At 37.6% G+C, this 25,692-nt stretch carries 21 protein-coding genes; 15 read left to right on the top strand and 6 right to left on the bottom strand.

Features of this window, described 5'->3' with window-relative positions:
* The first annotated feature begins 215 nt into the window (after window positions 1-215).
* Window positions 216-1,913: a glutamine--tRNA ligase/YqeY domain fusion protein gene (locus HCU67_RS04665; protein ID WP_168551411.1), complete on the top strand. Its 1,698-nt coding sequence runs from the start codon at window positions 216-218 to the stop codon at window positions 1,911-1,913.
* A 205-nt stretch (window positions 1,914-2,118) separates the two neighbouring features.
* Here the strand turns inward: HCU67_RS04665 and HCU67_RS04660 are convergent, their stop codons facing one another.
* Together HCU67_RS04660 and gltX are read right to left on the bottom strand one after the other, a co-directional pair.
* The gene (locus HCU67_RS04660) at window positions 2,119-3,048 is read right to left on the bottom strand and encodes an SPFH domain-containing protein (protein WP_168551410.1); all 930 of its coding nucleotides are present in this window, start codon (window positions 3,046-3,048) and stop codon (window positions 2,119-2,121) included.
* A 48-nt stretch (window positions 3,049-3,096) separates the two neighbouring features.
* Window positions 3,097-4,602, bottom strand: coding sequence for a glutamate--tRNA ligase (gene gltX / locus HCU67_RS04655; RefSeq protein WP_168551409.1), 1,506 nt, complete (start codon window positions 4,600-4,602; stop codon window positions 3,097-3,099).
* Window positions 4,603-4,979: 377 nt separating this feature from the next.
* Between gltX and HCU67_RS04650 the strand changes: the two genes are divergently transcribed.
* The 6 genes from HCU67_RS04650 to HCU67_RS04625 all read left to right on the top strand — a co-directional run bounded on the left by HCU67_RS04650 (window position 4,980) and on the right by HCU67_RS04625 (window position 12,443).
* Window positions 4,980-8,174: a DUF4175 family protein gene (locus HCU67_RS04650; protein WP_210423625.1), complete on the top strand. Its 3,195-nt coding sequence runs from the start codon at window positions 4,980-4,982 to the stop codon at window positions 8,172-8,174.
* Entirely contained in the window at window positions 8,152-8,580 is a 429-nt protein-coding gene (ybeY, locus tag HCU67_RS04645; protein WP_210423624.1) for an rRNA maturation RNase YbeY, read from the top strand. The genes HCU67_RS04650 and ybeY overlap by 23 nt, the downstream gene beginning before the upstream one ends.
* Before the next feature lie 5 nt (window positions 8,581-8,585).
* Window positions 8,586-10,454 (top strand): tRNA uridine-5-carboxymethylaminomethyl(34) synthesis enzyme MnmG, encoded by a 1,869-nt coding sequence (mnmG, locus tag HCU67_RS04640; RefSeq protein ID WP_168551407.1) that lies wholly within the window; start codon window positions 8,586-8,588, stop codon window positions 10,452-10,454.
* Window positions 10,455-10,523: 69 nt separating this feature from the next.
* Complete coding sequence (locus HCU67_RS04635) at window positions 10,524-11,069, top strand: hypothetical protein (RefSeq protein ID WP_168551406.1); 546 nt, start codon at window positions 10,524-10,526, stop codon at window positions 11,067-11,069.
* Window positions 11,047-11,880, top strand: a complete 834-nt coding sequence (locus tag HCU67_RS04630; RefSeq protein WP_168551405.1) for a class I SAM-dependent methyltransferase — start codon at window positions 11,047-11,049, stop codon at window positions 11,878-11,880. The genes HCU67_RS04635 and HCU67_RS04630 overlap by 23 nt, the downstream gene beginning before the upstream one ends.
* A 62-nt stretch (window positions 11,881-11,942) precedes the next feature.
* Window positions 11,943-12,443, top strand: a complete 501-nt coding sequence (locus HCU67_RS04625; protein WP_168551404.1) for an OmpH/Skp family outer membrane protein — start codon at window positions 11,943-11,945, stop codon at window positions 12,441-12,443.
* A gap of 47 nt (window positions 12,444-12,490) precedes the next feature.
* Here HCU67_RS04625 and HCU67_RS04620 read toward each other — a convergent pair whose 3' ends face one another.
* Window positions 12,491-12,889 carry a DoxX family protein gene (locus HCU67_RS04620; RefSeq protein ID WP_168551403.1) on the bottom strand — a complete coding sequence of 133 codons (399 nt, stop codon included), beginning with the start codon at window positions 12,887-12,889 and terminating at the stop codon, window positions 12,491-12,493.
* Window positions 12,890-12,899: 10 nt separating this feature from the next.
* Complete coding sequence (locus HCU67_RS04615; RefSeq protein WP_168551402.1) at window positions 12,900-14,051, bottom strand: DNA polymerase III subunit; 1,152 nt, start codon at window positions 14,049-14,051, stop codon at window positions 12,900-12,902.
* Between the two features lie 133 nt (window positions 14,052-14,184).
* On the opposite strand from HCU67_RS04615, the gene HCU67_RS04610 reads away from it, so the two are divergent.
* The 3 genes from HCU67_RS04610 (at window position 14,185) to HCU67_RS04600 (ending at window position 18,222) form a co-directional block, all read left to right on the top strand.
* Window positions 14,185-15,375, top strand: coding sequence for a phosphoglycerate kinase (locus tag HCU67_RS04610; protein WP_168551401.1), 1,191 nt, complete (start codon window positions 14,185-14,187; stop codon window positions 15,373-15,375).
* A gap of 97 nt (window positions 15,376-15,472) precedes the next feature.
* The gene (locus HCU67_RS04605; protein ID WP_168551400.1) at window positions 15,473-17,095 is read left to right on the top strand and encodes a LysM peptidoglycan-binding domain-containing protein; all 1,623 of its coding nucleotides are present in this window, start codon (window positions 15,473-15,475) and stop codon (window positions 17,093-17,095) included.
* 143 nt (window positions 17,096-17,238) lie between these two features.
* Window positions 17,239-18,222, top strand: a complete 984-nt coding sequence (locus HCU67_RS04600; RefSeq protein WP_168551399.1) for a DUF4837 family protein — start codon at window positions 17,239-17,241, stop codon at window positions 18,220-18,222.
* Window positions 18,223-18,228: 6 nt separating this feature from the next.
* On the opposite strand, the gene HCU67_RS04595 is transcribed toward HCU67_RS04600, so the two are convergent.
* On the bottom strand, window positions 18,229-20,250 hold the full coding sequence (locus tag HCU67_RS04595; protein ID WP_168551398.1) for an OmpA family protein: 2,022 nt from the start codon (window positions 20,248-20,250) through the stop codon (window positions 18,229-18,231).
* 211 nt (window positions 20,251-20,461) lie between these two features.
* A complete protein-coding gene (tatA, locus tag HCU67_RS04590) occupies window positions 20,462-20,650 on the bottom strand; it encodes a twin-arginine translocase TatA/TatE family subunit (protein WP_168551397.1) in 189 nt (62 codons plus the stop codon).
* Window positions 20,651-20,833: 183 nt separating this feature from the next.
* On the opposite strand from tatA, the gene HCU67_RS04585 reads away from it, so the two are divergent.
* From HCU67_RS04585 to rfbC, 5 genes are read left to right on the top strand one after another with little or no spacing between them, the layout of a single operon-like run.
* Window positions 20,834-21,703 carry a M23 family metallopeptidase gene (locus HCU67_RS04585; protein ID WP_168551396.1) on the top strand — a complete coding sequence of 290 codons (870 nt, stop codon included), beginning with the start codon at window positions 20,834-20,836 and terminating at the stop codon, window positions 21,701-21,703.
* A 1-nt stretch (window position 21,704) separates the two neighbouring features.
* Window positions 21,705-23,204, top strand: coding sequence for a GH3 family acyl-acid amido synthetase (locus HCU67_RS04580; protein WP_168551395.1), 1,500 nt, complete (start codon window positions 21,705-21,707; stop codon window positions 23,202-23,204).
* Window positions 23,197-24,276 (top strand): dTDP-glucose 4,6-dehydratase, encoded by a 1,080-nt coding sequence (gene rfbB, locus HCU67_RS04575; RefSeq protein WP_168551394.1) that lies wholly within the window; start codon window positions 23,197-23,199, stop codon window positions 24,274-24,276. The genes HCU67_RS04580 and rfbB overlap by 8 nt, the downstream gene beginning before the upstream one ends.
* Window position 24,277: 1 nt before the next feature.
* Window positions 24,278-25,141 carry a glucose-1-phosphate thymidylyltransferase RfbA gene (gene rfbA / locus HCU67_RS04570; protein WP_168551393.1) on the top strand — a complete coding sequence of 288 codons (864 nt, stop codon included), beginning with the start codon at window positions 24,278-24,280 and terminating at the stop codon, window positions 25,139-25,141.
* Complete coding sequence (gene rfbC, locus HCU67_RS04565) at window positions 25,138-25,686, top strand: dTDP-4-dehydrorhamnose 3,5-epimerase (protein ID WP_168551392.1); 549 nt, start codon at window positions 25,138-25,140, stop codon at window positions 25,684-25,686. The genes rfbA and rfbC overlap by 4 nt, the downstream gene beginning before the upstream one ends.
* The last annotated feature ends 6 nt before the right edge of the window (window positions 25,687-25,692 follow it).

The following is a 25,692-nucleotide window of genomic DNA, read 5'->3' as shown; positions in this document are numbered from 1 at the left end:
GTTTGGGGCTCTTTTATTTATAATCCGCTCATTTATACGGATTTAATTTTTTCAAATAGTGTTTCGAGGTCAAAGTTTCATAATAAATGAGAGTAGTAAAACTTATTGTTGTAGGCTTTAGTAATTTTGTTGTGAAATGGCATTTTTGCACAATTAGCAGTTGTAAATGCCTGTAAACATGATATTTTATTGTATTTAATAATTATTTGCCACGAATGAGCGATACGAAAAGGGCCTTAAATTTTATTGAACACATAATTGAAGATGATTTAGGGAATTCCCACACCAAGGATGATTTGAGGTTTCGATTTCCCCCTGAACCCAATGGATTTTTGCATGTTGGGCATGCAAGTTCAATATGTCTGAATTTTGGTTTAGGAGAGCGATATAAAGCACCGGTCAACTTGAGATTTGATGATACTAATCCTGCTAAAGAGGAAAAGGAATTCGTCGAGGCCATCAAACGAGATGTTGAGTGGCTTGGTTTTAAATGGGACAAGGAGTGTTACGCTTCTGATTATTTTCAACAGCTGTTTGATTGGGCAGTTGAGTTGATAAAAGCGGGTAAGGCCTATGTAGATAGTCAGTCTTCTGAAGAAATTGCCAAGCAGAAGGGAACCCCTACGGATCCTGGCAGCAATAGTCCTTTTAGAAATAGATCGGTAGAAGAGAATATGGGGCTTTTTATGCAAATGAAAAATGGGGATTTTGAGGAAGGAGAGCACGTATTAAGAGCAAAAATAGACATGGCATCTTCGAATATGTTGATGCGCGACCCCATAATTTATAGGGTCGTTAAGAGCGCCCATCACAGAACAGGAAATGATTGGTGCATTTACCCTATGTATGACTGGACACACGGTCAGTCGGATTATATCGAACAAGTTTCACATTCTCTTTGCACACTTGAATTTTTACCCCATAGAGAACTTTATGATTGGTTTTTAGACCAATTATATGAAGAGAGTAAGTTGAGGCCCAAGCAACGCGAGTTTGCTCGTCGAAATTTAAGTCATACGGTCGTAAGCAAAAGAAAGTTGTTGCGATTGGTTGAAGAGGGAGTGGTAACTGGTTGGGATGACCCTAGAATGCCTACAATTTCAGGAATGAGGCGTAGGGGATACCCTCCTGCTGCAATTCGAAATTTTGCAGATACCGTAGGTATTGCAAAAAGGGAAAACCTTGTAGATGTTTCTTTGTTGGAGTTCCATGTGCGGGAGGAGTTAAATAAAACCTCCCCTCGTATAATGGCAGTTCTAAATCCATTGAAAGTTGTAATTACAAATTATCCTGATGGGCATGAAGAATGGCTGGATGCAGAAAATAATCCTGAGGATGAAACTGCTGGTTTTCGAAAAGTACCCTTTGGTCGAGAACTATATATTGAACAAGACGATTTTAAAGAGCAAGCAAACCGAAAGTTCTTTAGGTTGAAATTAGGAGGTGAGGTGCGTCTAAAGAACGGTTATATTATAAAGGCAGAAAGTTGTACAAAAGACAAGGATGGTAATGTTGTTGAGGTTCAGTGTACATATGACGAAAAAAGTAGAAGCGGTAGTGGTACCGAAGAAAGCTTAAGAAAGGTAAAAGGAACTTTGCATTGGGTGAGTGTAAAACATGCTTATGAAATAGAAGTTCGAGTTTATGATAGATTGTTCAAAGATGAAAACCCTGATGGGCATAAAGATGTTGACTTTATGGAATTTGTAAATGAAAATTCCTTAACCATAATTAAAGGTTTAGTTGAGCCTTCAGTAAAAGAAGCAAAAGTTGGAGACAAATTTCAATTTCAACGACTTGGTTATTTTAATGTGGATGAAGATTCGATTGAAGGAAATTTAGTTTTTAATAGGACGGCACCACTTCGAGATTCTTGGGCAAAAATCAGCACAGAAATCAATAATAAGAATTAACTATTGAAGGCTGCCCCCATATAGAATTCACCTATTCTATTGGGTTCATATAAAAGCGTTTTAGAGCGTTTTGAAAATGTTTAAAGTACTTTTATGGGTAGAACGCGGTAAAGCCAAGAGAAGGCCTTAAAATTGGTTTAAGAACAAAAAGGAGTCCATATCTTAATTATGGACTCCTTTTTTTGACTTTATCCTTTTTTTAAAATTATTCTCCCTTCTTTTTCGTGTTTTGTTGTTTCATGGCTTCACCAATTTGATTGCTCGCCGTAAATGAGGCCACCATATTATTTAACATATCACTACCAGCTTGAGGAGAGTTTGGTAATAAAATCAAATTTGTATTTGTTTCTTCTCCAATAGCTTGAAGGGTATCGTAATGTTGTGTAACCACAATTAAGGCTGAAGCTTCTTGCGAATTAATTCCAACTTTATTCAATACCTCGACAGACTCTTCTAGACCTCTTGCAATTTCCCTACGCTGATCGGCGATGCCCTGACCTTGAAGTCTTTTGCTCTCAGCTTCAGCTTTTGCTTTTTCAACAATTAAAATTCTTGCTGCATCACCTTCGAATTGAGCTGCTATTTTTTCACGCTCCGAGGCGTTGATTCTATTCATAGCGGCTTTTACTTGAGCATCGGGATCAATATCGGTAACTAAAGTTTTAATAATATCGTATCCATATTCAGACATGTATTCTTGTAACTCTCGTTTTACAGCGATAGCGATATCATCTTTTTTTACGAAGACATCGTCCAACTTCATTTTTGGAACCTCAGCACGTACCACATCAAAAACAAATGAAGTAATTTGATCGTGTGGGTATTCTAATTTGTAAAATGCATCATAAACCTTTTCACGAATCACTACGTATTGAACAGAAACCTTAAGTTTTACAAAAACATCATCTAGAGTTTTCGTTTCAACAATAACATCCAGCTGTTGGATTTTTAAACTTAATCTTCCTGCGATTCTTTGAACAACCGGAATTTTTAATTGAAAACCAGAGTTTCTTACGCTAGTGAATTTTCCAAATGTTTCTATAACATATGCTGTTTGTTGTTTAACGATAAAAATCGAGGAAAAGAATAATATCAATATGAGAAAAAAGCCAATACCAATCCAAAAAGGTGTCATAAGTTTCGTTTTAAGAGTTGTTAATCAGTTGTATAAATATAGTTTTTGTTACAGTTTGTTAATAGCGGTAGTTAATCTATTTAATGTTTCTTCTTTGCCTATTAGTGAAGCAATATCAAAAAGATGTGGTCCTTTTAAATCTCCAACAAGAGCTAATCTAAAAGGCGCTATCACCTTTCCGAATGAATGGCCTTTTTCCTCAATCCATGATTTGGTGGTCGATTCAATATTCGCAGATGAAAATTGTTGTACTGTTTCTAGTTCTTGAGAAAGTGAAGACATCAATTCAGGGGTATTTTCTTTCCATTGTTTTTTAGATGCCTTTTCATTGTAGGTTATGGGCGCAACAAAGAAATAGTTGCTCAACTCCCAAAAATCACTAACAAATGAAGCTCGTTCTTTTATTAAAGAGATAATTCGAATTAAGGCATCATCACTGTGCTCAGTAGTGTTAACACCATTTGATTCCAATAGTTGTTTATAATGGGGTAGGAGTGTCGTGTTATCCATTTGCTGGAGCCATTGTTGATTGAACCAATTGTTCTTTTCAGGATCAAAGCGAGCCCCTGATTTGTTTACCCTATCCAACGAAAAAGAGTTGCCTAATTCAGAAAGTGTAAAGAGTTCTTGTTCTGTACCTGGATTCCATCCTAACAAGGCTAAAAAATTTACAACCGCTTCAGGAAAAAATCCTGATTCTTTATAACCAATAGATTCATTCCACGACAATGGAAAAATAGGAAATCCACCTTTTTCACCATCGCGTTTACTTAATTTTCCTTTACCAATGGGTTTGAGAATTAATGGCAAGTGTGCAAATTTGGGTTTCTCCCAATTGAAAGCCTCGTATAGTAAATTATGCAGTGCAAGACTTGGCAACCATTCTTCACCTCGAATAACATGGGATATTTTCATTAGATGATCGTCGACGATATTGGCCAAATGGTAGGTTGGCATGCCATCATTTTTAAAAAGCACTTTATCATCGAGCGTACTGCTATCAATTTTAATCTCTCCTCTTATGATATCTTCTAGTAAGAGGGTTTGATTTTCAGGGCATTTAAAACGAATTACATAGGGTTCGTTAGCATCGATTTTTTGCTTCACAACTTCGGAAGATAGAGCCAATGAATTTTTTAGTTTAAGTCTATTGTGCCAGTTATAGATAAAGGTTTTTCCTTTTTGCTCATGGTTTTTACGGTGGTCATTCAATTCTTGGGGAGTATCAAATGCATAGTAAGCATGTCCGGTTTTTATCAATTGCTTTGCGTAATCTTGGTAAAGGTGTTTGCGTTCACTTTGGCGATATGGCCCATAAGGTCCACCGATCTTTGGTCCCTCATCAACGGTTAGTCCACACCATTTGAGGGAATCAAGAATATAATCTTCTGCCCCTTTGACAAATCTATTTTGGTCAGTGTCTTCAATACGAACAATAAATTTGCCGTTATGGTTTTTAGCAAACAAGTAATTGAATAGTGCAGTTCTGAGCCCACCTATATGAAGTGGACCGGTTGGGCTTGGAGCGAAACGTACTCTTATTTCTGGGGCCATTATTGGTTTTTGATCAAAGATACAATTTCGACTTTGCCTTGTTAAAAAGTAATTCATCTAATAAGTACCGCTTTTAACAAGATGTTTTAAAACAGATGTATGAGATTAAAGTAACTTGAAAACAAAAATGATTGGTTATGTCTAATTTTTCGTTGGTGATGGAAAAGTTGAATGCTTTTGTAAAAAAGTATTACGTCAACGAATTGCTTAAGGGTACGATAGTATTTGTTGGACTAGGGTTGCTGCTCCTTCTTCTAATCACGAGTGTAGAATATTTTTTATGGTTAAATTCTTCGGGCAGGTTAGTATTATTATTGCTGTTGTTATGCTCAGAAATCTACCTGTTATATAGATTTATTGGAATCCCGTTGGCTTACTTGAGCCAAATAAGAAAAGGAATAGACAATAAACTGGCGTCAGTATTAATAGGGAAGCACTTTCCAGAAGTTGCTGACAAACTAACTAATTTATTGGATTTGTCTGAAAGCGCTGATAATTCTGATTTGTTAAGTGCATCTATAGATCAAAAATCAAAAGAACTAGGCAACATACCTTTTGTTTCAGCTATTAGTTTTAAAAGTAATTTTCGCTTTTTGAAGATAATGGTAGTTCCAGGCCTTTTAGTGTTAGTGTTTGCATTTGCCGGAAAATTACCCTCATTATTTCAAGGTTATGAACGGGTCAAGAATTATGATTTAGCGTATACGCAACCAGCCCCCTTTGATTTTGTATTAGAGAACAAAAGCCTTTCTTTTTTAGAAGGAGAAGAAATTGCGATTAGTTTAAAGACAATAGGAGAGATTATTCCTGATGAGGTCCTTTTAAAATTTAATGAAAAAGAATACCTCATGAAATCAGAAGGCAATCGTTTTAGTTATGGTTTTGGGCTAGGGGTGAGTTCAGGGAGTTTTCAGTTTGTTGCGAACGGATACAATTCTCGAGAGTTTGATTTAGTTGTACGAAGCGTTCCTTCAATTGAAGATTTTCAGATGCACTATACATATCCTTCATATTTGGGTAAAAGTAACGAGGTGGTAAAGGGTACTGGTAATGGAATTGTGCCCGAAGGAACTCAAATAAGATGGGCATTAAAAACTATAAATACCGAAAAGGTTTTGTTTGATGACGGAAATGAGCAAAAAGAATTAGAAAAAGTAAATAATGGCTTTGAGCTGAAAAATAAGATTATGTCCGCCATTGATTATTCAATCGCTACATCAAACAATAATGTTAAGGACTATGAAAGGCTTAATTATCATATTGAAGTGGTAAAGGATGAGTATCCAAGTATTGAAGTAATTAGAAAGGTAGATTCTCTTGCGCCAAATAGTTCGTTTTATGATGGACTGGTTTCAGATGATTATGGATTAAGGTCGGTCAAATTGGTGTATTACAGAACTAGCAATCCGGAGACAAAGTACAATTTAGTCCTTGCCGAAAACCTTGGCAACGGAGGCAATTTTGCTTATGAGTTTCCTACGGGGCTAGAAGTTGAAGAGGATACAAGTTATCAACTTTATTTTTTGGTTACAGATAATGATGGATTGCGCGGTGGAAAAACATCAAGAAGTGAAGTTTTTGATGCGACTATTTATGGTGAAGTTGAATTAAGAGAAAAGGAATTGGATTCATATAAATCCGTTCTAGAAAATTTTGAGAAGGGAATTTCAAAATCCAGTGAACAACAAAAGGCTTTGGAAGAAATTAATAATACCCAAAAAGAAACGGAGGCTTTAAGTTTCAATGATAAAAATAAAATAAAAGATTTCATTCAAAAGCAGGAAGCGCAGGAAGATATGATGAAGAGTTTTAGTAAAAAGCTCGCCCAGGACCTAGAAAAGACCAAAGAAAATAGTGAATTCAATGAGTTGTTGAAAGAACGGCTGTTACGGCAAGAGATAGAAGCAGAGAAGAATCGTAAGTTACTGGAAGAACTCAATAAGGTAGCTGATAAGATTGAAAAAGAAGAACTACAAAAAAGACTTGAAGAGTTAGCTAAAAAGCAAAGTAGTGGTAAACGAAATTTAGAACAGCTATTAGAATTAACAAAGCGGTATTATGTAACCGAGAAGCTAAACCAGTTGGCTAAGGATTTAGAAGAGTTGTCTGAAAAGCAAGATGCATTAGGCAAAAGGGAGAATGAAGAGGGTGTCTCAGAAAAAGAACAACAAGAGCTGAATAATGATTATAATAAGTTAGATGAAGAGCTAAATGAATTAAAGCAAGACAATCAAGATTTGCGTAAACCTATGGATTTGGATATCGACAAATCGACGCAGGAAAGTATTAAAGAAGATCAAAAAGAGGCTCTAAAAGAGGTTATGGAGAAGGATAAAAATGGTGAGCGTTCCAAAGGTGAGAAGAAACCAAATGCGAGGAACAAGATGGGTTCTGCGGCAAAAAAAATGAAAAAGTTAAGTGATGGCATGAGGCAAAGCATGTCCATGTCGGGTGGGGGCTCATCAATCGCTGAAGATGCTGAAATGTTGCGCCAAATACTTGAAAACTTAATTACTTTTTCTTTTAAACAGGAAGACCTTTTTGACAAGGTTAATGAAGCAGGAAACGATTTAAACCAAACATCATTTGCAGTTAGAAACCAGCAAGAACTTCGAGGTATGTTCGAACATGTTGATGATAGTTTATTTGCTTTGTCTTTACGTCAACCAGATCTTTCTGAATTTGTGAATGAAGAGATTACTGAGGTCTATTACAACATTGACAAAGCGTTGGAGAACATTGCAGAGAATCAAGTTTATCAGGGGGCGTCATACCAACAATACGTTTTGAGTTCTTCAAATAGTTTGGCCGATTATCTTGCTAAAATGTTGGATAACATGCAGCAAAGCATGATGCAGGGTCAGGGTCAGGGGCAGGGGGAAGGATTTCAATTGCCGGATATTATAAAGGCCCAGGAACAATTAGGTGAGAAGATGGGGCAAATTAGTGGAGAGGGCCAAGGTCAGAAAGAAGGTTCTGATAGTAGTCAAGACGGTCAGGGTGATGGTGGCCAAAATAATAAAAATAGTTCTGAGGGCGAGCTTAATAAGGAAGGAGGACAAGGAAAGCAAGGTGATGGAGAAGATGGTAAAAGTGAAAGTGGCAAAGGCAATCAGGGGTATTCTTCAGGTGAAGGATTGTCTGAACAAAGTCTTGACGAAATTTATGAAATATATAAAGAGCAACAGACTATACGTGAAGCGTTAGAGAGACAATTAACAGATTTAATTTCTAACCCTGACAATCAATTGGCAAAAAAATTAGTACGTCAAATGGAATCTTTTGAGAACGATTTACTGGAAAATGGCATCACCAAAAGAACAGTAAATAAAATGAATACCATTCAACACGAATTAATGAAGCTTGAAAATGCCGCAATAGAGCAGGGAAAAAAGAAGGAGCGAGAAAGTAATACAAACTACAATAAATACAATGCCCCAACTAGCAGTAATGTTCCAGATTCTAATAAGGAATTGCCGGCAGTTGAAATTTTAAATAGGCAAGCACTACCTTTGCAAAATAAAATGAGCAAAAAGGTTCAAGGTTATTTTGAAGAAGGAAATAAACTTTAATTATGAAACAGGTTTTAAACTTACAAACGAGCCTGTTATTAGAGATTGGCTAGTAAAAGCTTCTAATCAACACGATTTTTTTATAGTTGAGTTAAACTTTGTTTTTTGTGATGACAACTATCTTTTGCCAATAAATAGAGAGTATTTGAATCACGACACCTTGACAGATATAATAACTTTTGATTATTCGGAAGGTCGAAATATTTCTGGCGATATTTTTATATCTGTAGAAAGGGTTAGAGAAAATGCATTAGATTTTAATGTTGATTTTACTGTTGAGATAATTAGGGTTATGGGGCATGGTCTTCTTCATTTGATGGGTTTCGGCGATAAGGAAGAGGAAGAAGTGGCCCTGATGCGAAAAAAAGAAAATGAGTTAATTGAATTGTTCCACGTGGAACACTAGGTTTTATGTTCGAAAAAAAATATGACGTCATAGTGGTTGGCGGCGGTCACGCTGGCGCTGAAGCGGCAGCGGCCGCCGCGAATTTAGGTTCGCGAACCTTACTGGTTACCATGAATTTGCAAACAATTGGCCAAATGTCGTGTAATCCTGCAATGGGCGGTATTGCTAAAGGACAAATAGTTAGAGAAATAGATGCGCTCGGGGGATATAGTGGATTTGTTACTGATAAATCAGCAATCCAGTTCAAGATGCTAAACAAATCAAAGGGTCCTGCAATGTGGAGCCCTAGAGCCCAGAATGATAGGATGCGATTTGCTGAAGAGTGGCGCTTGGCACTTGAGCAAACTCCAAACCTTGATTTTTATCAAGAAATGGCGATTGGTTTATTGGTGAAGGGAAATAAGGTCGTAGGTGTTCGTACATCCTTAGGCTTGGAAATTGAGGCAGATGCTGTCGTTTTAACCAACGGTACATTTCTAAATGGATTAATTCATATAGGAGAAAAACAATTTGGTGGCGGTAGAGCAGGGGAGCGAGCTGCCACAGGAATAACTGAAGAATTAGTTGATTTAGGATTTGATACTGGCCGTATGAAAACTGGTACTCCGCCTAGGGTTGACGGTCGTTCCCTGGACTATGATGTTATGATTCCGCAACCTGGGGATGATATTCCTGAACGTTTTTCTTATCTAGAAACACCAAAACTTACTTTGCAGAGGGATTGTCATATGACAAGAACCAGTGCAGAGGTTCACAATTTGCTTCGTGAAGGTTTTGATAGATCTCCAATGTTTAATGGACGTATTAAGAGTATTGGTCCACGGTATTGTCCTTCAATAGAAGACAAAATAAATCGGTTTGCTGATAAGGATTCGCATCAAATTTTTGTAGAACCTGAAGGTTGGAATACTGTGGAGGTCTATGTCAATGGTTTCTCGACATCGCTACCGGAAGATGTTCAATATCAAGCACTTAAGAAGGTAAAGGGTTTTGAAAACGTAAAATTTTTCCGTCCAGGCTATGCTATTGAGTACGATTATTTTCCACCTACACAGTTAAAGCACACATTGGAAACGAAGCTGGTCGAGAATTTATTCTTTGCAGGGCAAATAAATGGAACAACAGGATATGAAGAAGCCGCATCTCAGGGCTTAATGGCTGGCATAAATGCGCACCTGAAGCTAAAAGAAGAAGCCCCCTTTATTCTAAAACGAGATGAGGCTTACATAGGAGTATTAATAGACGATTTAATTACAAAGGGAACTGAAGAGCCGTACCGTATGTTTACTTCACGGGCTGAATACAGAACCCTATTGCGCCAAGATAACGCGGATTTGCGTTTGACACCAAGAGGATACGAACTCGGATTAGCATCTGAGGAACGGATGCGCAGAATGGAAGATAAGCACAACAAGGCAAAGTCTTTTGTTGATTTCTTTAAGAAGACAAGTTTTGACCCTGTAAAAGTGAATACCATTTTAGACAATGTTGGTTCAGCAAAAGTGACCCAATCCGATAAAATGTTCAAAGTTTTTTCGAGACCTAAAGTTAAAATGGAACATATGCTAGAACTAGAGTCAGTATCTAATTATGTCACTGAAAACCAGTTAGATACTGAGATTTTAGAACAAGCAGAAATTCAGGTAAAATACTCAGGGTATATTGAAAAAGAGAAAAATAATGCCGACAAACTTCATCGTCTTGAGAATGTTAAGATTCCTGAGAATTTTGATTATTCAAAACTAAAATCACTTTCTTATGAAGCAAGGGAGAAATTGGAACAAATAAGACCCGTGACTATTTCACAAGCTTCTAGAATTAGTGGAGTCTCCCCCGCCGACATCAGTGTGCTTTTGGTCTTTTTAGGCAGATAGTTTCCGTTCCACGTGGAACAGCTACTTGGCTCGATTCTTGATACCACATATTGACTAAAATATCCAATCATGAAGAAAGGCTACCTGCTAATTTTCTTGTGTATAACACTTGGGTCCTGTATTCCCCTAAGAATTGCTCCGACTATTGAAGATTACAGAGTTGTTGAAGGCAAAAAGTTCAAAAAATCACTTCCTCAGAAAACCATGTTTGTATTTGAAGACCCCAAAGATGAGGGGCATTTTTATAACTATATAAATACAAAATTCAAGCTTGATGATTATAGGGTTGATGTTGATGTGCCTTTTCAAATAGAAAACAAAGAATATTACTTCGCCTACTATGAGGTTGAAATACCAACAAAAACGCTGAATCTCCTGCCAATAGTGATTGATGGAATATTGGAGTCTACTGAAACAAATGATGCAGTCTTTTCAGATGCCTATTCAAGCAGAAAAGGGTATTGGTATATTGCTATTGAAGTCTATGATCAAGAAGAGAATGATTGTTTGAATGACAATTCTTTGATTAGAAAACCAATGATGGAGTATCTTCGAGAGCTCAAACAAGAATATCTGAGCACACACAACTACAATGAAGTTGTATTTAAGAACTAAAGACTATTTTAAGACCAAGGAGGAGTTCGATCTCTTATATGATGAGGATTTAAACTTGCTGAAAACAAGTCCTCAACCCGAAAATTTGGATTCTTATTACGATAGCGAAGAATATATTTCACATACAGATACCAGAAAAGACTTTGTTTCTAGAATATATCAATTGGTCAAGTCTCGAAACTTAAGCCGAAAACTTAGTTTAATCAATAGATATTCTTCTAAACAGCGGAATTTATTGGATATTGGCGCGGGCACAGGTGATTTTTTGGTAAGCGCAAGGAAAAATGGATGGCAGGTTTCCGGAGTTGAACCAAATCAAAAAGCGCGAAGTTTGGCCCTTGAAAAAGGGCAACACCTCGAAGAATCAGTTAAAAACCTAAAGGGTTCTGATTACAATGTTATAACCCTTTGGCATGTACTGGAGCATCTTCCTGATTTGAATGCTCAAATAGAGGAATTCTCTCAACTTATTTCTAAAAATGGACTGCTTGTAATAGCTGTTCCGAATTTCAAGTCATTTGACGCTCGTTATTATAGAGAATTTTGGGCGGCATATGACGTTCCAAGACACTTATGGCATTTTTCAAAAAAGTCAATCCCGGCATTGTTTACCAATTCGGGTTTTGAACTTGTTGCTACCAAACCCATGATTTTTGATGCTTTTTATGTTTCAATGCTTTCTGAGAAATACAAGCAAAAAAAGCTCAGCTTGGTTAGGGGTATTGCAATTGGTTTTTTATCAAACATAAAGGCTTTATTTTCAGGCGAATACTCTTCTTTAATTTATATTTTAAGAAAGGAAAAAGATTAACTTGAATCAGCGTCGATGAAAAAAGTGATTTGTTTATTTTTGCCCGACTTTAAACCACGAAAATGAAAAATAGTATACTAGTATTGGTGTTGTTGACCTTTATTTCATGCCAACAGAGTAAAATTGGCTATGTTGACAATGTAAAATTGATGGATGGGTATCAAGAGAAAACAGAAGTAGAAGGAAAATACAAGGCTAAGGCCGATGCGTTGGCAAAAAAGAGTGATAGCCTTTCACAGGCTTTGCAAATTGAGTACCAAGCACTACAAGCAAAAAAACAGTCACAGCGCAAAACCCAAGAAGAACTGCAGGTATTGCAGCAAAAAGGGCAGTTTTTGGGCCAACAATTGCAACAAGAAGAACGCCAAATTCAACAAGAAGGACAAACTCAGATGGATAGTATCGTAAGCAAGGTCAAAGATGAAATCAAAGCTTATGGAGAAGCTAATGGCTATACTTACATCCTAGGTGGAGGTGAAGGTGGAAGTGTTTTGTACGGTCAGGATGCAAATGACTTAACTGAGCAGATACTGAAAATCCTCAATGATAAATACAAGAACTAATCAATATTGATTAAAAGTCAAAACCCTCTTGTCCTCAGGAGGGATTTTTATTGCAATAACATCAATAGAAAAGCCGTAGGTATCAAATAGATAACAATGGTTTTTGCGCCCTCATAATCTTTCGCAACGCGTTGTCCTAAAAGAAGCATTAAAAGTGTAATTGCGGATATCAAGGTTCCGTAAAACGCGAAAACGGTGTTGTCATGAAGTAAAAGATGAACAAATCCTGCCAGGGATAATAATCCTGCGGCTAGTTCCATTAGGGTAATAACACCCAATAGCGCTGGAACACTATTCTTAAAAGGTGATTTAGAAAAATGTTCCGTCAACCAAGAAAGATTGCCCTTCCAATCTTTAAGTTTATCAACGCCGCTTTGTAGAAATACAATCACCAAAAACAGCAAAAGAATAAGTTGTACGTAGTTGTCTTCAAAATGTAAGTGCATACTAAAAGTTTTAAGCCGCCTTTACGTGAAGAAGGCGCGTTAGTTTTATTGAAAGGTCAGTAAATACAAGTTTGGCGTTGCCATTGCGTTCAATGTGGTAATGAGCAGTTTCTAGTTCTTTTGTCAACTGCAAAATATTATTTTCATGAATAAATGGTGCAAATTTTGCCAAATCAAATCCGTCGGTATGCATTTTAGCATAAACCAACTCATGGGCCCCATAGTTGGTAAGCAAAGCTTGTCGAATGATGCCCTCGCAATATTTTAAAAAGTTCTTTTGGGTTTCTCTCCCGTTCTTGGCAACTTCTTCACTCCAAAGTATCAAGTCATGAATAGCGCTCTTATTTCCTTTAGCCTTAAATGCAGAACGCACCCAGTGCACGAACCATTTTTCAAAAACCAAGTCTTCAGAATCGTTCTGTGCTAAGTCAAGCGCTTTATTAAGATTTCCGTTTGCTTCGTGTGCCAACTGTTCGGCAAGTGTCTTTTCAATGTTTCTTGCTTCCAACTCCTTCGAAATCAATGCTTGAGGAATTGGGTCGAAATGAAGTACTTGACAACGAGACCGAATGGTATTTATGATGTTCTCCTCATTTTCGGCAATGAGAAGAAGCAAAGTTTGGTTTGGCGGTTCTTCAATTAATTTCAAAAGTTTGTTCGCAGCTGACCCATTCATCTTTTCCGCCATCCAAATAACAAGCACCTTGTAGCCGCCTTCATAAGATTTCAATGCCAGTTTCTTTGAAATGTTCTGAGCTTCGTCCACACCAATTTGCCCCTGTTTTTTTTCAATTCCAACTTGCCTATACCAATCAAACAGGTTCCCGTAAGGTTGTTTTGTCAAAAATTCACGCCAATCGGAGATAAAATCATCACTTACGGCATGGCTTTTTACTTTATCAGAATTTGCCACAGGATAAACAAAATGAACATCTGGATGGGATAAGGTGTTGCATTTGGCATTGCAAGTTTCGTTCTGACCACTGTTCTCTCCACCCTTGTTATTGCATAGTACATACTGGGCGTATGCTACAGCCATGGGTAGGGTACCACACCCTTCTGGCCCTACAAACAATTGCGCATGAGGCACTCTGCCTGATTCCACAGAATATACCAAATGTTTTTTTATGTGTTCTTGCCCGATAATGTTCCCAAAAAGCATAACTCAAATATACATGAAAAACTATGTCTGTGATATTTGTACTAAATGCGTACCGTACACATAATTTGACCTCTCTAGATCAGACAAAAAAAGGTGAATTGATTACATTTGGTGCTCAAATTTTCCAACACATATGAAAACAATTGAAGATTTCAATTTCGAAGATAATAAAGCATTGATAAGGGTAGACTTTAATGTGCCTTTAGACGATGAACAAAATGTAACGGATACTAGTAGGATAATTGGTGCTAAACCGACTATACTAAAAGTTCTGGAAGATGGGGGCAGCGCGGTATTAATGTCACATTTAGGCAGACCAAAAGGTGAGGCAAAGCCAGAACTTTCTTTGGCACATATAGTTGAAAAGGTCTCAGAAATTATCGGCGTTCAGGTGAAATTCGTAGATGACTGCGTAGGGGAGAAGGTTCAAGAGGCGTATGACAATCTACAAAATGGCGAAATCTTATTGCTTGAAAACCTTCGCTTTTATTCAGAAGAAGAGAAAGGTGATGCAGCATTTGCTGAAAAACTTTCTGCTTTTGGTGATATATACGTTAATGACGCTTTTGGCACTGCACATCGCGCCCATGCTTCGACTACGATTGTAGCCAACTGTTTTTCAGAAGCAAAGTGTTTTGGCTCCTTATTGGCAAAAGAAATTTACGCTATAGAAAAGGTCATGCGGACAGGAGAAAACCCTATCACAGCTATTCTAGGCGGGGCTAAGGTTTCCTCTAAAATTACCATTATTGAAAACATTTTAGATAAAGTCGATAATTTGATAATCGGTGGCGGCATGACGTATACTTTCGTAAAAGCCCAAGGAGGTAAAATTGGGGATTCAATTTGCGAAGATGATAAGATGGAACTCGCTTTAAACATTTTAAAAAAGGCAGAAGAAAAGGGTGTTCAGGTACATTTACCTGTTGATGTGCTTGCTGCTGATGCATTTGATAATCAAGCGAATACGCAAACCGTTTCTGTAGATTCTATTCCAGATGGTTGGCAAGGTCTAGATGCCGGGCCCAACAGTCTAAGTAAATTTAAAGAAGTGATTTTAGCATCTAAAACAATTCTATGGAATGGTCCGGTAGGTGTTTTTGAAATGGAAAATTTTGCTAAAGGCACAATTTCAATTGGAAATGCCATTGATGAAGCGACAAAGAATGGCGCTTTTAGTCTTGTTGGGGGTGGTGATTCCGTTGCCGCAGTGAAGCAATTCGGTTTTGAAGAAAAGGTAAGCTACGTTTCAACCGGTGGTGGCGCAATGCTCGAAAGTTTGGAAGGAAAAACACTACCCGGTATAGCAGCTATACTGACTTAACGGATTAGCCAAGAAATTGCCATTTTTATCATAAATCTTTTCGTTTTTGGTAAAAATGCTGCATTTTCGTCTGCCCCAAGCCAAATTCTAGCTAAAAATGTTAAATAAAGGATTTTTATTGCCTTTGGCATTCCTATGCGCATTCTGTCTTGAAGGATACTCACAGAAGGCAGACTCCACAGCTGCAATTATTCAAGAATCAACGCCAATTAATTTACAACCAAATTCGGTTTTTGGTGAAAAAGAACTCTTTAAAAACCCAGCAAAAGAAGCAACCTTATCTCAAGAAAATTCAGAAGGGATTTTAAAAGATTTGGAGAAGGCTTACGCTTATGATAGTTTATGGCTTAGAGAAATAAGTAGAAACGAAGTTAGATATCAAGATTTGTTAAGTGATATTTCTGAAGAGAAAGTCCTATCAGAAGAGATTCCAGAACTCAATTCAGATACTTTAAAGATGCGATTGGCGCGGATAAATGAAAAGACCCCATTCAATGTCTCCTATAATCCGCATTTAGAGAGTGTGATTAAATACTATTTAAAGAGACGTAGGCCACTTATTGAGAATATGTTGACTGCTAGTCAATTTTATTTCCCACTTTTTGAGCAAGAACTGGACAATAAAGACTTGCCGTTGGAACTAAAGTACTTGGCAATAGTTGAATCTGCGTTGAGTGCAAGGGCAAAATCACCTGTTGGCGCAACTGGTTTATGGCAGTTTATGTTCGCTACTGGAAAGGCATATGGTTTAGATGTAAGCAGCTATGTAGACGAAAGAAGCGACCCTATTTTTGCGACGAAAGCTGCAGGTGAGTATTTAAACTCGCTTTATTCGATTTATAAAGATTGGGATTTGGCTTTAGCGGCATATAATTCTGGTCCAGGCAACGTAAACAAGGCAATTCGGAGATCGGGAGGGTATCGAAATTTTTGGAATATTCGAATGTTTCTTCCTCGTGAAACCGCGGGATATGTCCCTGCATTTTTAGCCACGATGTACCTTTTTGAGTATGCAGAAGAACATGGGTTAAAAGGGAAAAACCTTGAGAGACCATATTTTGAAACGGATACAGTTTTGGTAAAGCAAACCATAACATTTGACCAAATATCAAAACTGGTCGGGATTTCCGTAGAAGAGCTAGAGGTCTTAAACCCTGCGTACAAATTGAACATCATTCCCAAAGACAATGACAAAAAGTACGCTTTACGACTGCCATTAAAGCATATGGGAAAGTTCGTTACCAATGAAAAAGCCATATATGATTTTGCGGTAAAACAGCTTGATTCACTCGAAAAACCACTTCCTGAATTGGTTAAAGCCCAGAATAAGGTAAGGTATCGTGTGAGAAATGGAGACTACCTTGGTAAAATCGCCGAACGATATGGAGTTGGCGTTAGTCAGATAAGGCGTTGGAATGGACTTAGAGGTGATAATTTGAGAATTGGACAGCGATTGACCATTTATCCACGAAAACCCGTTAGTTCAAACTCTAAATCGCAATCCAACACTTCTAATAAGGAGACCGTTGTCTATCAAAAACCAATTTCGCTGCCAAGCGACCCTTCTAAAATCCATATTGTAGAATCGGGAGACTCTTTATGGACTATCTCACAAAAATATCCTGGAATAACCATTGAGAATCTTCGGAAATGGAACGGGTTGAATAGTACCAAGTTAAAGCCCGGAACGAAGCTGAGGTTGTGCGATTGTTCTTCATAATAAAGCATTCTATTACTCAATCAAATAGGGGGTTCACCCAGTTAGCCGTTAAATTCCCTAAAATTCTATCTCAACTTATTTTGCATATGGTTATCTTGACCTGAGATATTTTGGTACGAACCTAAAATTGTTAATCAGAAAGCATGCAGAAAAAAATCAAATTCGCAATCCTGGCCTTGGTATTTCTAATGGTTGCATGTAAGCAACAAACGGGCAATGCTAAAAAGTTCTTACCTGAATCTACAGGTGCAGTGAATTCTTTAATTGTTGTAACAGAAAATGCTCATTGGCAGGGCGAAGTTGGGGACCGAATCAGACAAATTTTTGCCCAGCCCGCCCAAGGTTTGTCGCCGATTCAACCAATTTTTTCGATTACCCAGATTCCCCCTAAGATTTTTGAGGGAGCAGTTAGAAATTCACGATCAATATTGTTGGTGTCTCAAGACACACTTTCATTGGGGCATATTAAGTCCAACGTGTTTTCAAATCCACAAAAAGTGGCAGTAGTAAAGGGCAGGAGCAAAGAAGAACTTTTGGCCAACTTGGATTCAGTTGCCCAAAGGGCCATAGAATCATTCAAAAAGACCGAATTGAACGAAGCTCAGCGAAGATTTAAAAGGTCTTTGAATCGAGAAAAAGCCTTAGAAGAAGAGTTTGGTATAACACTGAATATTCCTTCTGCTTATAAGGTTGGAAAACATGAGGATAATTTCGTTTGGTTTGACCGCCAAATACCCAAGGGCAATATGAACATCATTGCATATGCTATGCCTGAGGATAGCTTTAAAAATGATTCAACTTTTGTCGCTGACATAATAAAAATGCGTGATTCGATAGGAAAAAAATATGTTCCAGGTCCCTATGAAAATACTTTTATGATGACAGAAAAAGCTTTTGCACCCTATGTGTTTCCAGCAGAAATTGGCGGCAAAAAGGGAGCCGAAGCAAAAGGTATTTGGGAAATAAATGGATATCCTATGGCAGGACCATTTTTGACCTACATCATCAATGATAAAGAAAATAACCGAAAATTGGTCATTGAAGGTTTTGTGTTTGCACCATCAACGGTCAAACGTGATTATATGTTTGAGATGGAGGCTATTTTAAAAACCCTGAGTTGGCTTTGATAATGCCTAATGTTCAACTACGATTAAATCTGACCTTCGATTGTTTTGATGCTGATCACGGTTGCATTTGATACCGTCTCCACAATCATTTGATATGCGATCTTCACCATATCCTATCGCGCTTTCTATTTTGTCGGGCTCAACACCGATTTTAAGTAAGTGAGCCTTTGTGGCATCTGCTCTTTTTTGTGAAAGAATGCGATTGTATGTTCTTGAGCCCCTACTATCAGTATGCGATTCAATCTTAATTTTTAGGTTTGGGAAATCATTCCAGATTCGCTTAATTCTTTTAAGTTCCTTTTTTCCTTCTTTGGTTAACTCATAGGAATCAAAATCGAAAAATATGGCTTCGGTTTTTAATTTGGTAACGTCTCCATCAACGACTACCAATGACTCCATGTCCTTCAAGATAAGATTTACCGTGGTTTCTGAGTCTCCGCCAATATTAGCAAGCTTTATTTCCTTCTCATAACCCTCTTTAGCGGTTCTCAGTTCATATTTCGTGTTCTTATTAAGGTCTACAAACTCAAAGCTTCCGAATTCGTCTGTATAGCTCTCTTTTAGATAGTTGCCATCTTTGTCAAAAAGCTGAACCAAAGTATTTGCCAAAGTAGTACCGTTACTTTGATCTATGACAGTGCCCAAAAGTATTGTGCTTTCATCAGAATCGTCCGTTGTGACATAGGTGAAGGCATAGATATCATCGTCTCCTTGGCCGCCTTTTCTATTTGAGGCAAAATATCCCTTATTGGTATTTTCATCAACTATGTATGAAAAGTCGTCCGAGCTACTATTGATAGGTGGCCCAAGATTGACGGCCACTTCAAAAATGTCTTGTACGTAATTGGATTGATAGATGTCCAAACCGCCAAAACCAAGTTTTCTGTTCGAAGAAAAATAAATGGTGTTCTCCGTTGCATACGGGAACATCTCTTTTTGTTTTGAATTAACAGTCTTCCCAAGGTTTTTTGGTTCTGAAAAAGTACCATCTCCATTCACGTCTACCACATAAATATCGGTTTCTCCAAAACCTCCAGGCATGTCAGAAGCGAAATATAGCTTTTTGCCATCAGGGCTCATTGCAGGATGTCCGGTTGAATATTCATCACTATTAAATGGTAACGGTAATGGTTTTGACCATTCCCCACCAACAAATTTTGAAGTAAACAAGGTAAGATGGTTCACCCCTTTAGAATCCCGCTTAAGTTTCTTACTGTAATTATTTCTGGTAAAAAACATGGTTTTTCCATCTGGGCTAAAAGCAGCTCCAGCTTCATGATATTTTGAATTCACTTTGCCAGAGAATTTCTTCACATTGGTTAAATCTGCTGAAAGCGAATCAATTTCACCTATATAAAGATCAAGATATGGTTGATTGTTCCATCGATATTTTCTAGTCGTAAAAACAGAGGAATCCCTTGCTGATGCAAAGACCAATTTGTTTTCAGAGTAATAAGTAGGTGAAAAGTCTGAGTTCTCTGAATTACTTGTAAGTGTCTTTAAGGTAATGCTATTGTTATTTTTTTTAGAGCTTATCAGTCGATTTAGGTCTTTTGAATCTGAAGATTTTATCAACCCAAAGACCCTAGAGGCTTGATTGTATTTTTCTACACCTTTTAAACTCTGCCCATATCGGAATAAGGTTTGGTTATTCATAAAACTGCGGTGCGACAAGAATAGCTCATGATACCACTTGAAAGCACGTTCGAAGTTTGATATGAAGTAATAACTGTTTCCTAGTTTTTGTAAAAGGGTTGGTGGGTTTTCACCCTTATTGTAGTTGGCAACAGCTTCGTAATACTGTGCTGCTTCGGCATACCACATTTGTTGGTATACCTCGTCACCTTTTTTCTCAAGTTTTTGGGCAGTCTTACCATCAATTTTTCCAGTATTTGAACTGTAAAAGGGAAGGTCTACAACAGTTTCTGCCTCAATATTTTCGTCTTCTGTTGTTAGGCCAACTACCGATTGACTTAAGACAATTGTCGGTAGCATGAGTAATGCCGTGTATATTAGCTTTTTGAACATAATAGGTTGTGGGAATCCAGCTAAAAAGCTTTTTTCCAATGTAAAAAATGGGTTCAGTTAAATAATTAACCGTCGTGAAATTAACAGTATACAGCATTAACACTGAGTTTTTGTTGTGAAGAAGCTAAAAAACAGCGTAAAACGGCCTATTTTGTAACTATCGGTATGAAAATATAGGCCTAAAATGAAGTAAAACGGGAGCTGAGGTGTTTTAAGGAGTGTTTTTGTCCTCTAATTTTTCGTCTTCTTTAGATGCGTCTTTGAACTCTTTGATTCCACTACCCAAACCTCTCATAAGCTCAGGAATTTTCTTTCCTCCAAAAAGCAACAATACTATTACTACCACCAAGGCAATTTGCCAAGGACCTATCATTCCTAGAAAAATATTGAGAGCGCTCATAATAATCTGTTTAACAACGAGGGGTAAAAGTACAAAAAAGAATATGCAAATAAGGAAGCAATGGAGTGTCAAATATCGAATTTAGACCAGTTTTAACGCCCAATTCAAGATAACAAGCTTAAAAATTTCATAAAAACCAAGGGGAACAAAACAAATTAAAATCATGGGCTATCTTTGTTGGCAATGGCAAAGAAGAAGACTAAAAGGAAAAATATAAGGCGCAAGTTATTGCACAAATACCGCTTGGTCATTCTTAACGAGAATACCTTTGAGGAAAAAATTTCCTTTAAACTTAGCCGGCTCAATGTCTTTATTACTGGAATGCTTTTCATGATAATACTGATTGGCTTCACAACCCTTTTTATCGCTTTTACACCTTTACGGGAATATATACCAGGATATTCTTCCACAAAACTTAAAAGACAAGCCACTGAACTCACATACAAAACGGACTCCTTGGTAACGGTACTTGGTTATACAAATCGCTATTTGAATAATGTAAGAATGGTTTTAAGGGGCGAAGTAGAAAATAATGTGGCCAACAGAGACTCATTATTTGAAAAATACAAACTAGACCCATCAACAGTTGATTTAAGGCCAATACAAGAAGATTTGGCCCTACGCGAAGAAGTTGAAATAGAAGACAAGTACAATCTTTTTGAAAGAAACAATAGTGGTGCAAATCTGATTTTATTTCCTCCAATTTCTGGTTCGATTTCACAAGGATTTGATGCTGAGAAAAAACATTTTGCGGTTGATATTGTCGCAGAAATGAACAGCCCGGTTAAATCAGTTGCCGACGGAACAGTGATTTTTTCTGAATGGACTTCGGATACGGGTTATGTGATAATTCTTGAACATAAAGATGGACTTTTGTCGGTATATAAGCACAATAGCTCACTTAGCAAATTTCAAGGCGATGTTGTGGTAGCAGGTGAAGTTGTGGCAAGTGTTGGTAATACCGGTGAATTTACTACAGGCCCCCACCTCCATTTTGAATTGTGGAGCAAGGGTGTACCGGTGAACCCATCCGACTTTATTGATTTCAATTAAGATGTCATTCAAATCTTTTGCCGCAAAAATTTTTGCCTCTAGGGTGGCCAAAAAGAATAAAAAGTGGATTGAAAACCCTATTGAAGCCCAAGAACGGGTATTCACTTATTTGATTACAAATGGTTTGAAAACAAAGTTTGGTAAGGATCATAATTTTTCTAGCATAGCTTCCCACAACGATTTTATTGGCAATGTACCTATAAGGGATTATGAGCAACTGAAGGCTTACGTAGAGGAAATAAAAGAAGGTAATTTGAATGTTCTTTGGCCAGGAAAACCGATCTACTTCGCTAAAACTTCAGGAACGACCTCCGGTGTTAAATATATTCCCATAACAAAGTCCTCGATTAAACATCAGGTAAATGCTTCGAGGAATGCCATTCTTAATTACATTGAAGAAACCGGTAATTCCAGCTTTGTAAATGGGCGTATGATATTTCTTCAGGGCAGCCCGGTTTTGGAATCAAAATTCGGAATCAAGACCGGAAGGTTGTCCGGTATTTCGGCACATTATGTTCCTTCTTACCTTCAAAAGAACCGTCTTCCTAGTTGGGAAACTAATTGTATTGAAGACTGGGAGAAAAAGGTGGATAAAATTGTCGAAGAGACCGAAAATGAAAACATGACGGTGATAGCCGGCATACCCTCTTGGGTGCAGATGTATTTTGAAAAACTAACCCTTAAAACGAGTAAGAAGGTAGGAGAGTTGTTTAAGAATTTTCAATTGTTCATATACGGAGGGGTTAATTATGAACCGTATAGGGCGAAGTTTGAAGGTCTAATCGGAAAGCGAGTAGATAGCATTGAGCTCTTTCCAGCAAGTGAAGGTTTTTTTGCCTATCAAGATTCTCAAACTGAAATGGGAATGCTTTTGCTTCTGAATTCGGGAATCTTTTATGAATTTGTAAAAGCTGAGGATTTTTTCAGCGAAAACCCTGAACGAATTACTATCAAAGATGTTCAATTAGGAGTAAACTACGCGATGGTAATCAGCACTGATGCAGGTCTTTGGGCCTATAACTTGGGTGATACGGTGCAGTTTGTCTCTTTAAAGCCGTATAGGGTAATAGTTTCAGGACGAATAAAACATTTTATCTCGGCCTTTGGTGAGCATGTTATCGCAAAAGAGGTAGAAGAAGCGATGAAAATAGCCATTGAAGAAACCAATGCAAAAGTGAATGAATTTTCTGTTGCTCCCAAGACCAACCCTGTAGATGGTCTTCCTTATCATGAGTGGTTAATTGAATTTGAAGAGTTACCTTCAAACATGGAAAAATTTTCCAATTCACTTGAGCAATCAATGAAACGCCAGAACAGTTATTACCTTGATTTAATAGACGGTAAAATTTTAAAACCACTTGTGGTAACAAGAATTAAGCCAGGGGGGTTTCAAAACTACATGAAAGCAATTGGGAAATTTGGTGGTCAAAACAAGGTTCAACGATTGTCGAATGACAGAAAGGTTGCAGATGGCCTCCAAAAATTCGTGGTTAATGAGTAGTGCGAAGAAAATATTGATAACTGGTGGCGCGGGTTTTATAGGGTCCCACGTGGTTAGGAGATTTGTAACCAAGTATCCATCTTATCATATCGTTAATCTTGATGCACTTACCTATGCCGGTAACCTTGACAACTTAAGTGATATTTCAGGCGAGCGCAACTATACGTTTATCAGAGGTGACATTAGAGATGCAAAGTTCATCGACCAGCTTTTTAAAGATGGAGGGTTTAGTGCTGTAATCCATTTGGCTGCAGAATCCCATGTCGATAGATCAATCGATATGCCCAATGCTTTTGCGGAGACCAATGTAATGGGAACGTTGAATTTGCTCAATGCGGCCAGGTCCTATTGGACTTCAAACACTGAAGACCACTTATTTTATCATATAAGTACCGATGAGGTCTATGGTAGTCTTGGTGAAAGCGGATTTTTTAAAGAGACTTCTGCCTACCATCCCAATTCACCTTATTCGGCGAGTAAAGCGGCATCTGATCATTTTGTGCGTGCATTTGGAGAAACTTATGGGCTTAACTATATCATTTCAAATTGCTCAAACAACTACGGCCCTAATCAGTTTCCAGAAAAACTTATCCCACTTTTTATAAATAATATTATTAATCAAAAAGAACTACCTGTCTATGGCGATGGTAATAACACAAGGGATTGGCTTTATGTTGTAGACCATGCCGATGCAATTGATACTATATTTCATTTTGCTGAGAGAAATCAAACCTTTAACGTGGGAGGAAATAACGAGTTCAGAAATATCGAATTGGTTCGATTACTTTGTGATTTAATGGACAGAAAACTGGAAAGGGAACCGGGTAATTCGCAACGCTTAATCCGTTTTGTTAAAGATAGACCAGGACACGATTTTAGATATGCCATAGACGCAAATAAATTAGAGACAAAATTGAATTGGCGCCCTGGTGTTAATTTTAAAGAAGGACTATCGTTGACAATAGACTGGTACTTAAAAAATACCGAATGGTTGAAAAATGTTACTTCTGGGGCGTATCTAAAATTTTACACCGAAATGTATGAAGATAGAATAAAAAACCAATCTGTATAAAATGAAAGGTATAATTCTTGCAGGTGGCTCAGGCACAAGGCTATATCCGCTTACCGTTGCGGTCAGCAAACAGTTGATGCCCGTCTACGACAAGCCAATGATTTACTATCCTCTTACAACTTTGATGTATGCGGGAATTCGTGAAATATTGATTATTTCAACACCAAAAGACTTGCCTTTGTTTAAAGAATTACTTGGTGATGGTTCTCAAATTGGGTGTTCATTTTCGTACGTTACCCAACAAAAGCCAAACGGCCTTGCCGAAGCTTTTGTGTTAGGAGCTGATTTTATAGGAAAGGAGAAAGTTGCCCTAATTCTTGGCGATAATATTTTTTACGGTTCTGGCTTATCAAACTTGCTGCAGAAAAACAACAATCCTGATGGAGGTATAATTTATGCATACCGAGTTACCAACCCAGATAGGTATGGGGTGGTGGAATTTAATGGTGAAGGTAAAGCCATAAGTATTGAGGAAAAACCCCAAATCCCAAAATCCAATTATGCGGTACCGGGAATTTATTTCTACGATAATGATGTCATACGAATCGCAAAATCATTGAAACCTAGTTCACGTGGTGAATTAGAAATTACAGATTTGAATAGGGCTTATCTAAACATGGGAAAGCTCAATGTTCAAATCTTAGATCGAGGCACAGCGTGGCTTGACACCGGAACTTTTTCATCTTTAATGCAGGCGGCTCAATTCATTGAGGTTTTAGAATCAAGGCAAGGTCTTAAAATCGGAGCTATTGAACTTGCTGCATTTGAAATGGGTTATATTGATGAAAATCAGTTTAGAGTACTGGCAGATAAATTATTACATAGTGGATATGGTAAGGACCTACTCAGAATTTTAGAAAAATGAATGTAGTCACTACTCCGCTAGAAGATTGTTTTGTGCTTAAGCCAGAAGTTTTTGAAGATGAACGGGGGTGGTTTACCGAGAGTTTCAATCAAAAAGTTTTTGAAGAATGCTTAGGCAGAAAAATTAAGTTTGTTCAAGACAACCGGTCCTTCTCTAAAAATGGGGTTCTTAGGGGGCTCCACTTTCAATATGGAGAATATCAGCAAGCGAAACTAATTTCGGTCGAAAAAGGAGCTATTCAAGATGTTTGCGTAGATCTCAGAAAGGATTCAAGCACTTATGGATTGTATTTTTCCATTGAACTGAGTGATAGCAATAAAAAACAGCTATTTGTGCCAAGGGGTTTTGCCCATGGTTTTCTAGTCTTGAGTAATGAAGCCATTGTCAGCTACAAATGTGATAATTACTACAATAGGAGCGCCGAATCGGGAATAATTTATAATGATTTGGAACTTGATATTCCATGGAATTTAAAAGGAAGAATTCCAGTAGTTTCAGAAAAGGATGCCCTTTGGCCCACATTTCAACAACAACCTTTTCTCTAGTATTTG

Origin of the sequence: Croceivirga thetidis, assembly GCF_012272815.1 — a bacterium.
Lineage (GTDB): Bacteria > Bacteroidota > Bacteroidia > Flavobacteriales > Flavobacteriaceae > Croceivirga > Croceivirga thetidis.
This window is presented reverse-complemented; position numbering and strand designations above follow the sequence as displayed.

Bases quoted from the DNA above. Each gene is read 5' to 3' on its own strand.
- HCU67_RS04665 (WP_168551411.1), top strand. From the start codon at position 216: ATGAGCGATACGAAAAGGGCCTTAAATTTTATTGAACACATAATTGAA.
- HCU67_RS04660 (WP_168551410.1), bottom strand. From the start codon at position 3,048: ATGACACCTTTTTGGATTGGTATTGGCTTTTTTCTCATATTGATATTA.
- gltX (WP_168551409.1), bottom strand. From the start codon at position 4,602: ATGGCCCCAGAAATAAGAGTACGTTTCGCTCCAAGCCCAACCGGTCCA.
- mnmG (WP_168551407.1), top strand. From the start codon at position 8,586: ATGTTCGAAAAAAAATATGACGTCATAGTGGTTGGCGGCGGTCACGCT.
- HCU67_RS04635 (WP_168551406.1), top strand. From the start codon at position 10,524: ATGAAGAAAGGCTACCTGCTAATTTTCTTGTGTATAACACTTGGGTCC.
- HCU67_RS04630 (WP_168551405.1), top strand. From the start codon at position 11,047: ATGAAGTTGTATTTAAGAACTAAAGACTATTTTAAGACCAAGGAGGAG.
- HCU67_RS04625 (WP_168551404.1), top strand. From the start codon at position 11,943: ATGAAAAATAGTATACTAGTATTGGTGTTGTTGACCTTTATTTCATGC.
- HCU67_RS04620 (WP_168551403.1), bottom strand. From the start codon at position 12,889: ATGCACTTACATTTTGAAGACAACTACGTACAACTTATTCTTTTGCTG.
- HCU67_RS04615 (WP_168551402.1), bottom strand. From the start codon at position 14,051: ATGCTTTTTGGGAACATTATCGGGCAAGAACACATAAAAAAACATTTG.
- HCU67_RS04610 (WP_168551401.1), top strand. From the start codon at position 14,185: ATGAAAACAATTGAAGATTTCAATTTCGAAGATAATAAAGCATTGATA.
- HCU67_RS04605 (WP_168551400.1), top strand. From the start codon at position 15,473: ATGTTAAATAAAGGATTTTTATTGCCTTTGGCATTCCTATGCGCATTC.
- HCU67_RS04600 (WP_168551399.1), top strand. From the start codon at position 17,239: ATGCAGAAAAAAATCAAATTCGCAATCCTGGCCTTGGTATTTCTAATG.
- HCU67_RS04595 (WP_168551398.1), bottom strand. From the start codon at position 20,250: ATGTTCAAAAAGCTAATATACACGGCATTACTCATGCTACCGACAATT.
- tatA (WP_168551397.1), bottom strand. From the start codon at position 20,650: ATGAGCGCTCTCAATATTTTTCTAGGAATGATAGGTCCTTGGCAAATT.
- HCU67_RS04585 (WP_168551396.1), top strand. From the start codon at position 20,834: ATGGCAAAGAAGAAGACTAAAAGGAAAAATATAAGGCGCAAGTTATTG.
- HCU67_RS04580 (WP_168551395.1), top strand. From the start codon at position 21,705: ATGTCATTCAAATCTTTTGCCGCAAAAATTTTTGCCTCTAGGGTGGCC.
- rfbB (WP_168551394.1), top strand. From the start codon at position 23,197: ATGAGTAGTGCGAAGAAAATATTGATAACTGGTGGCGCGGGTTTTATA.
- rfbA (WP_168551393.1), top strand. From the start codon at position 24,278: ATGAAAGGTATAATTCTTGCAGGTGGCTCAGGCACAAGGCTATATCCG.
- rfbC (WP_168551392.1), top strand. From the start codon at position 25,138: ATGAATGTAGTCACTACTCCGCTAGAAGATTGTTTTGTGCTTAAGCCA.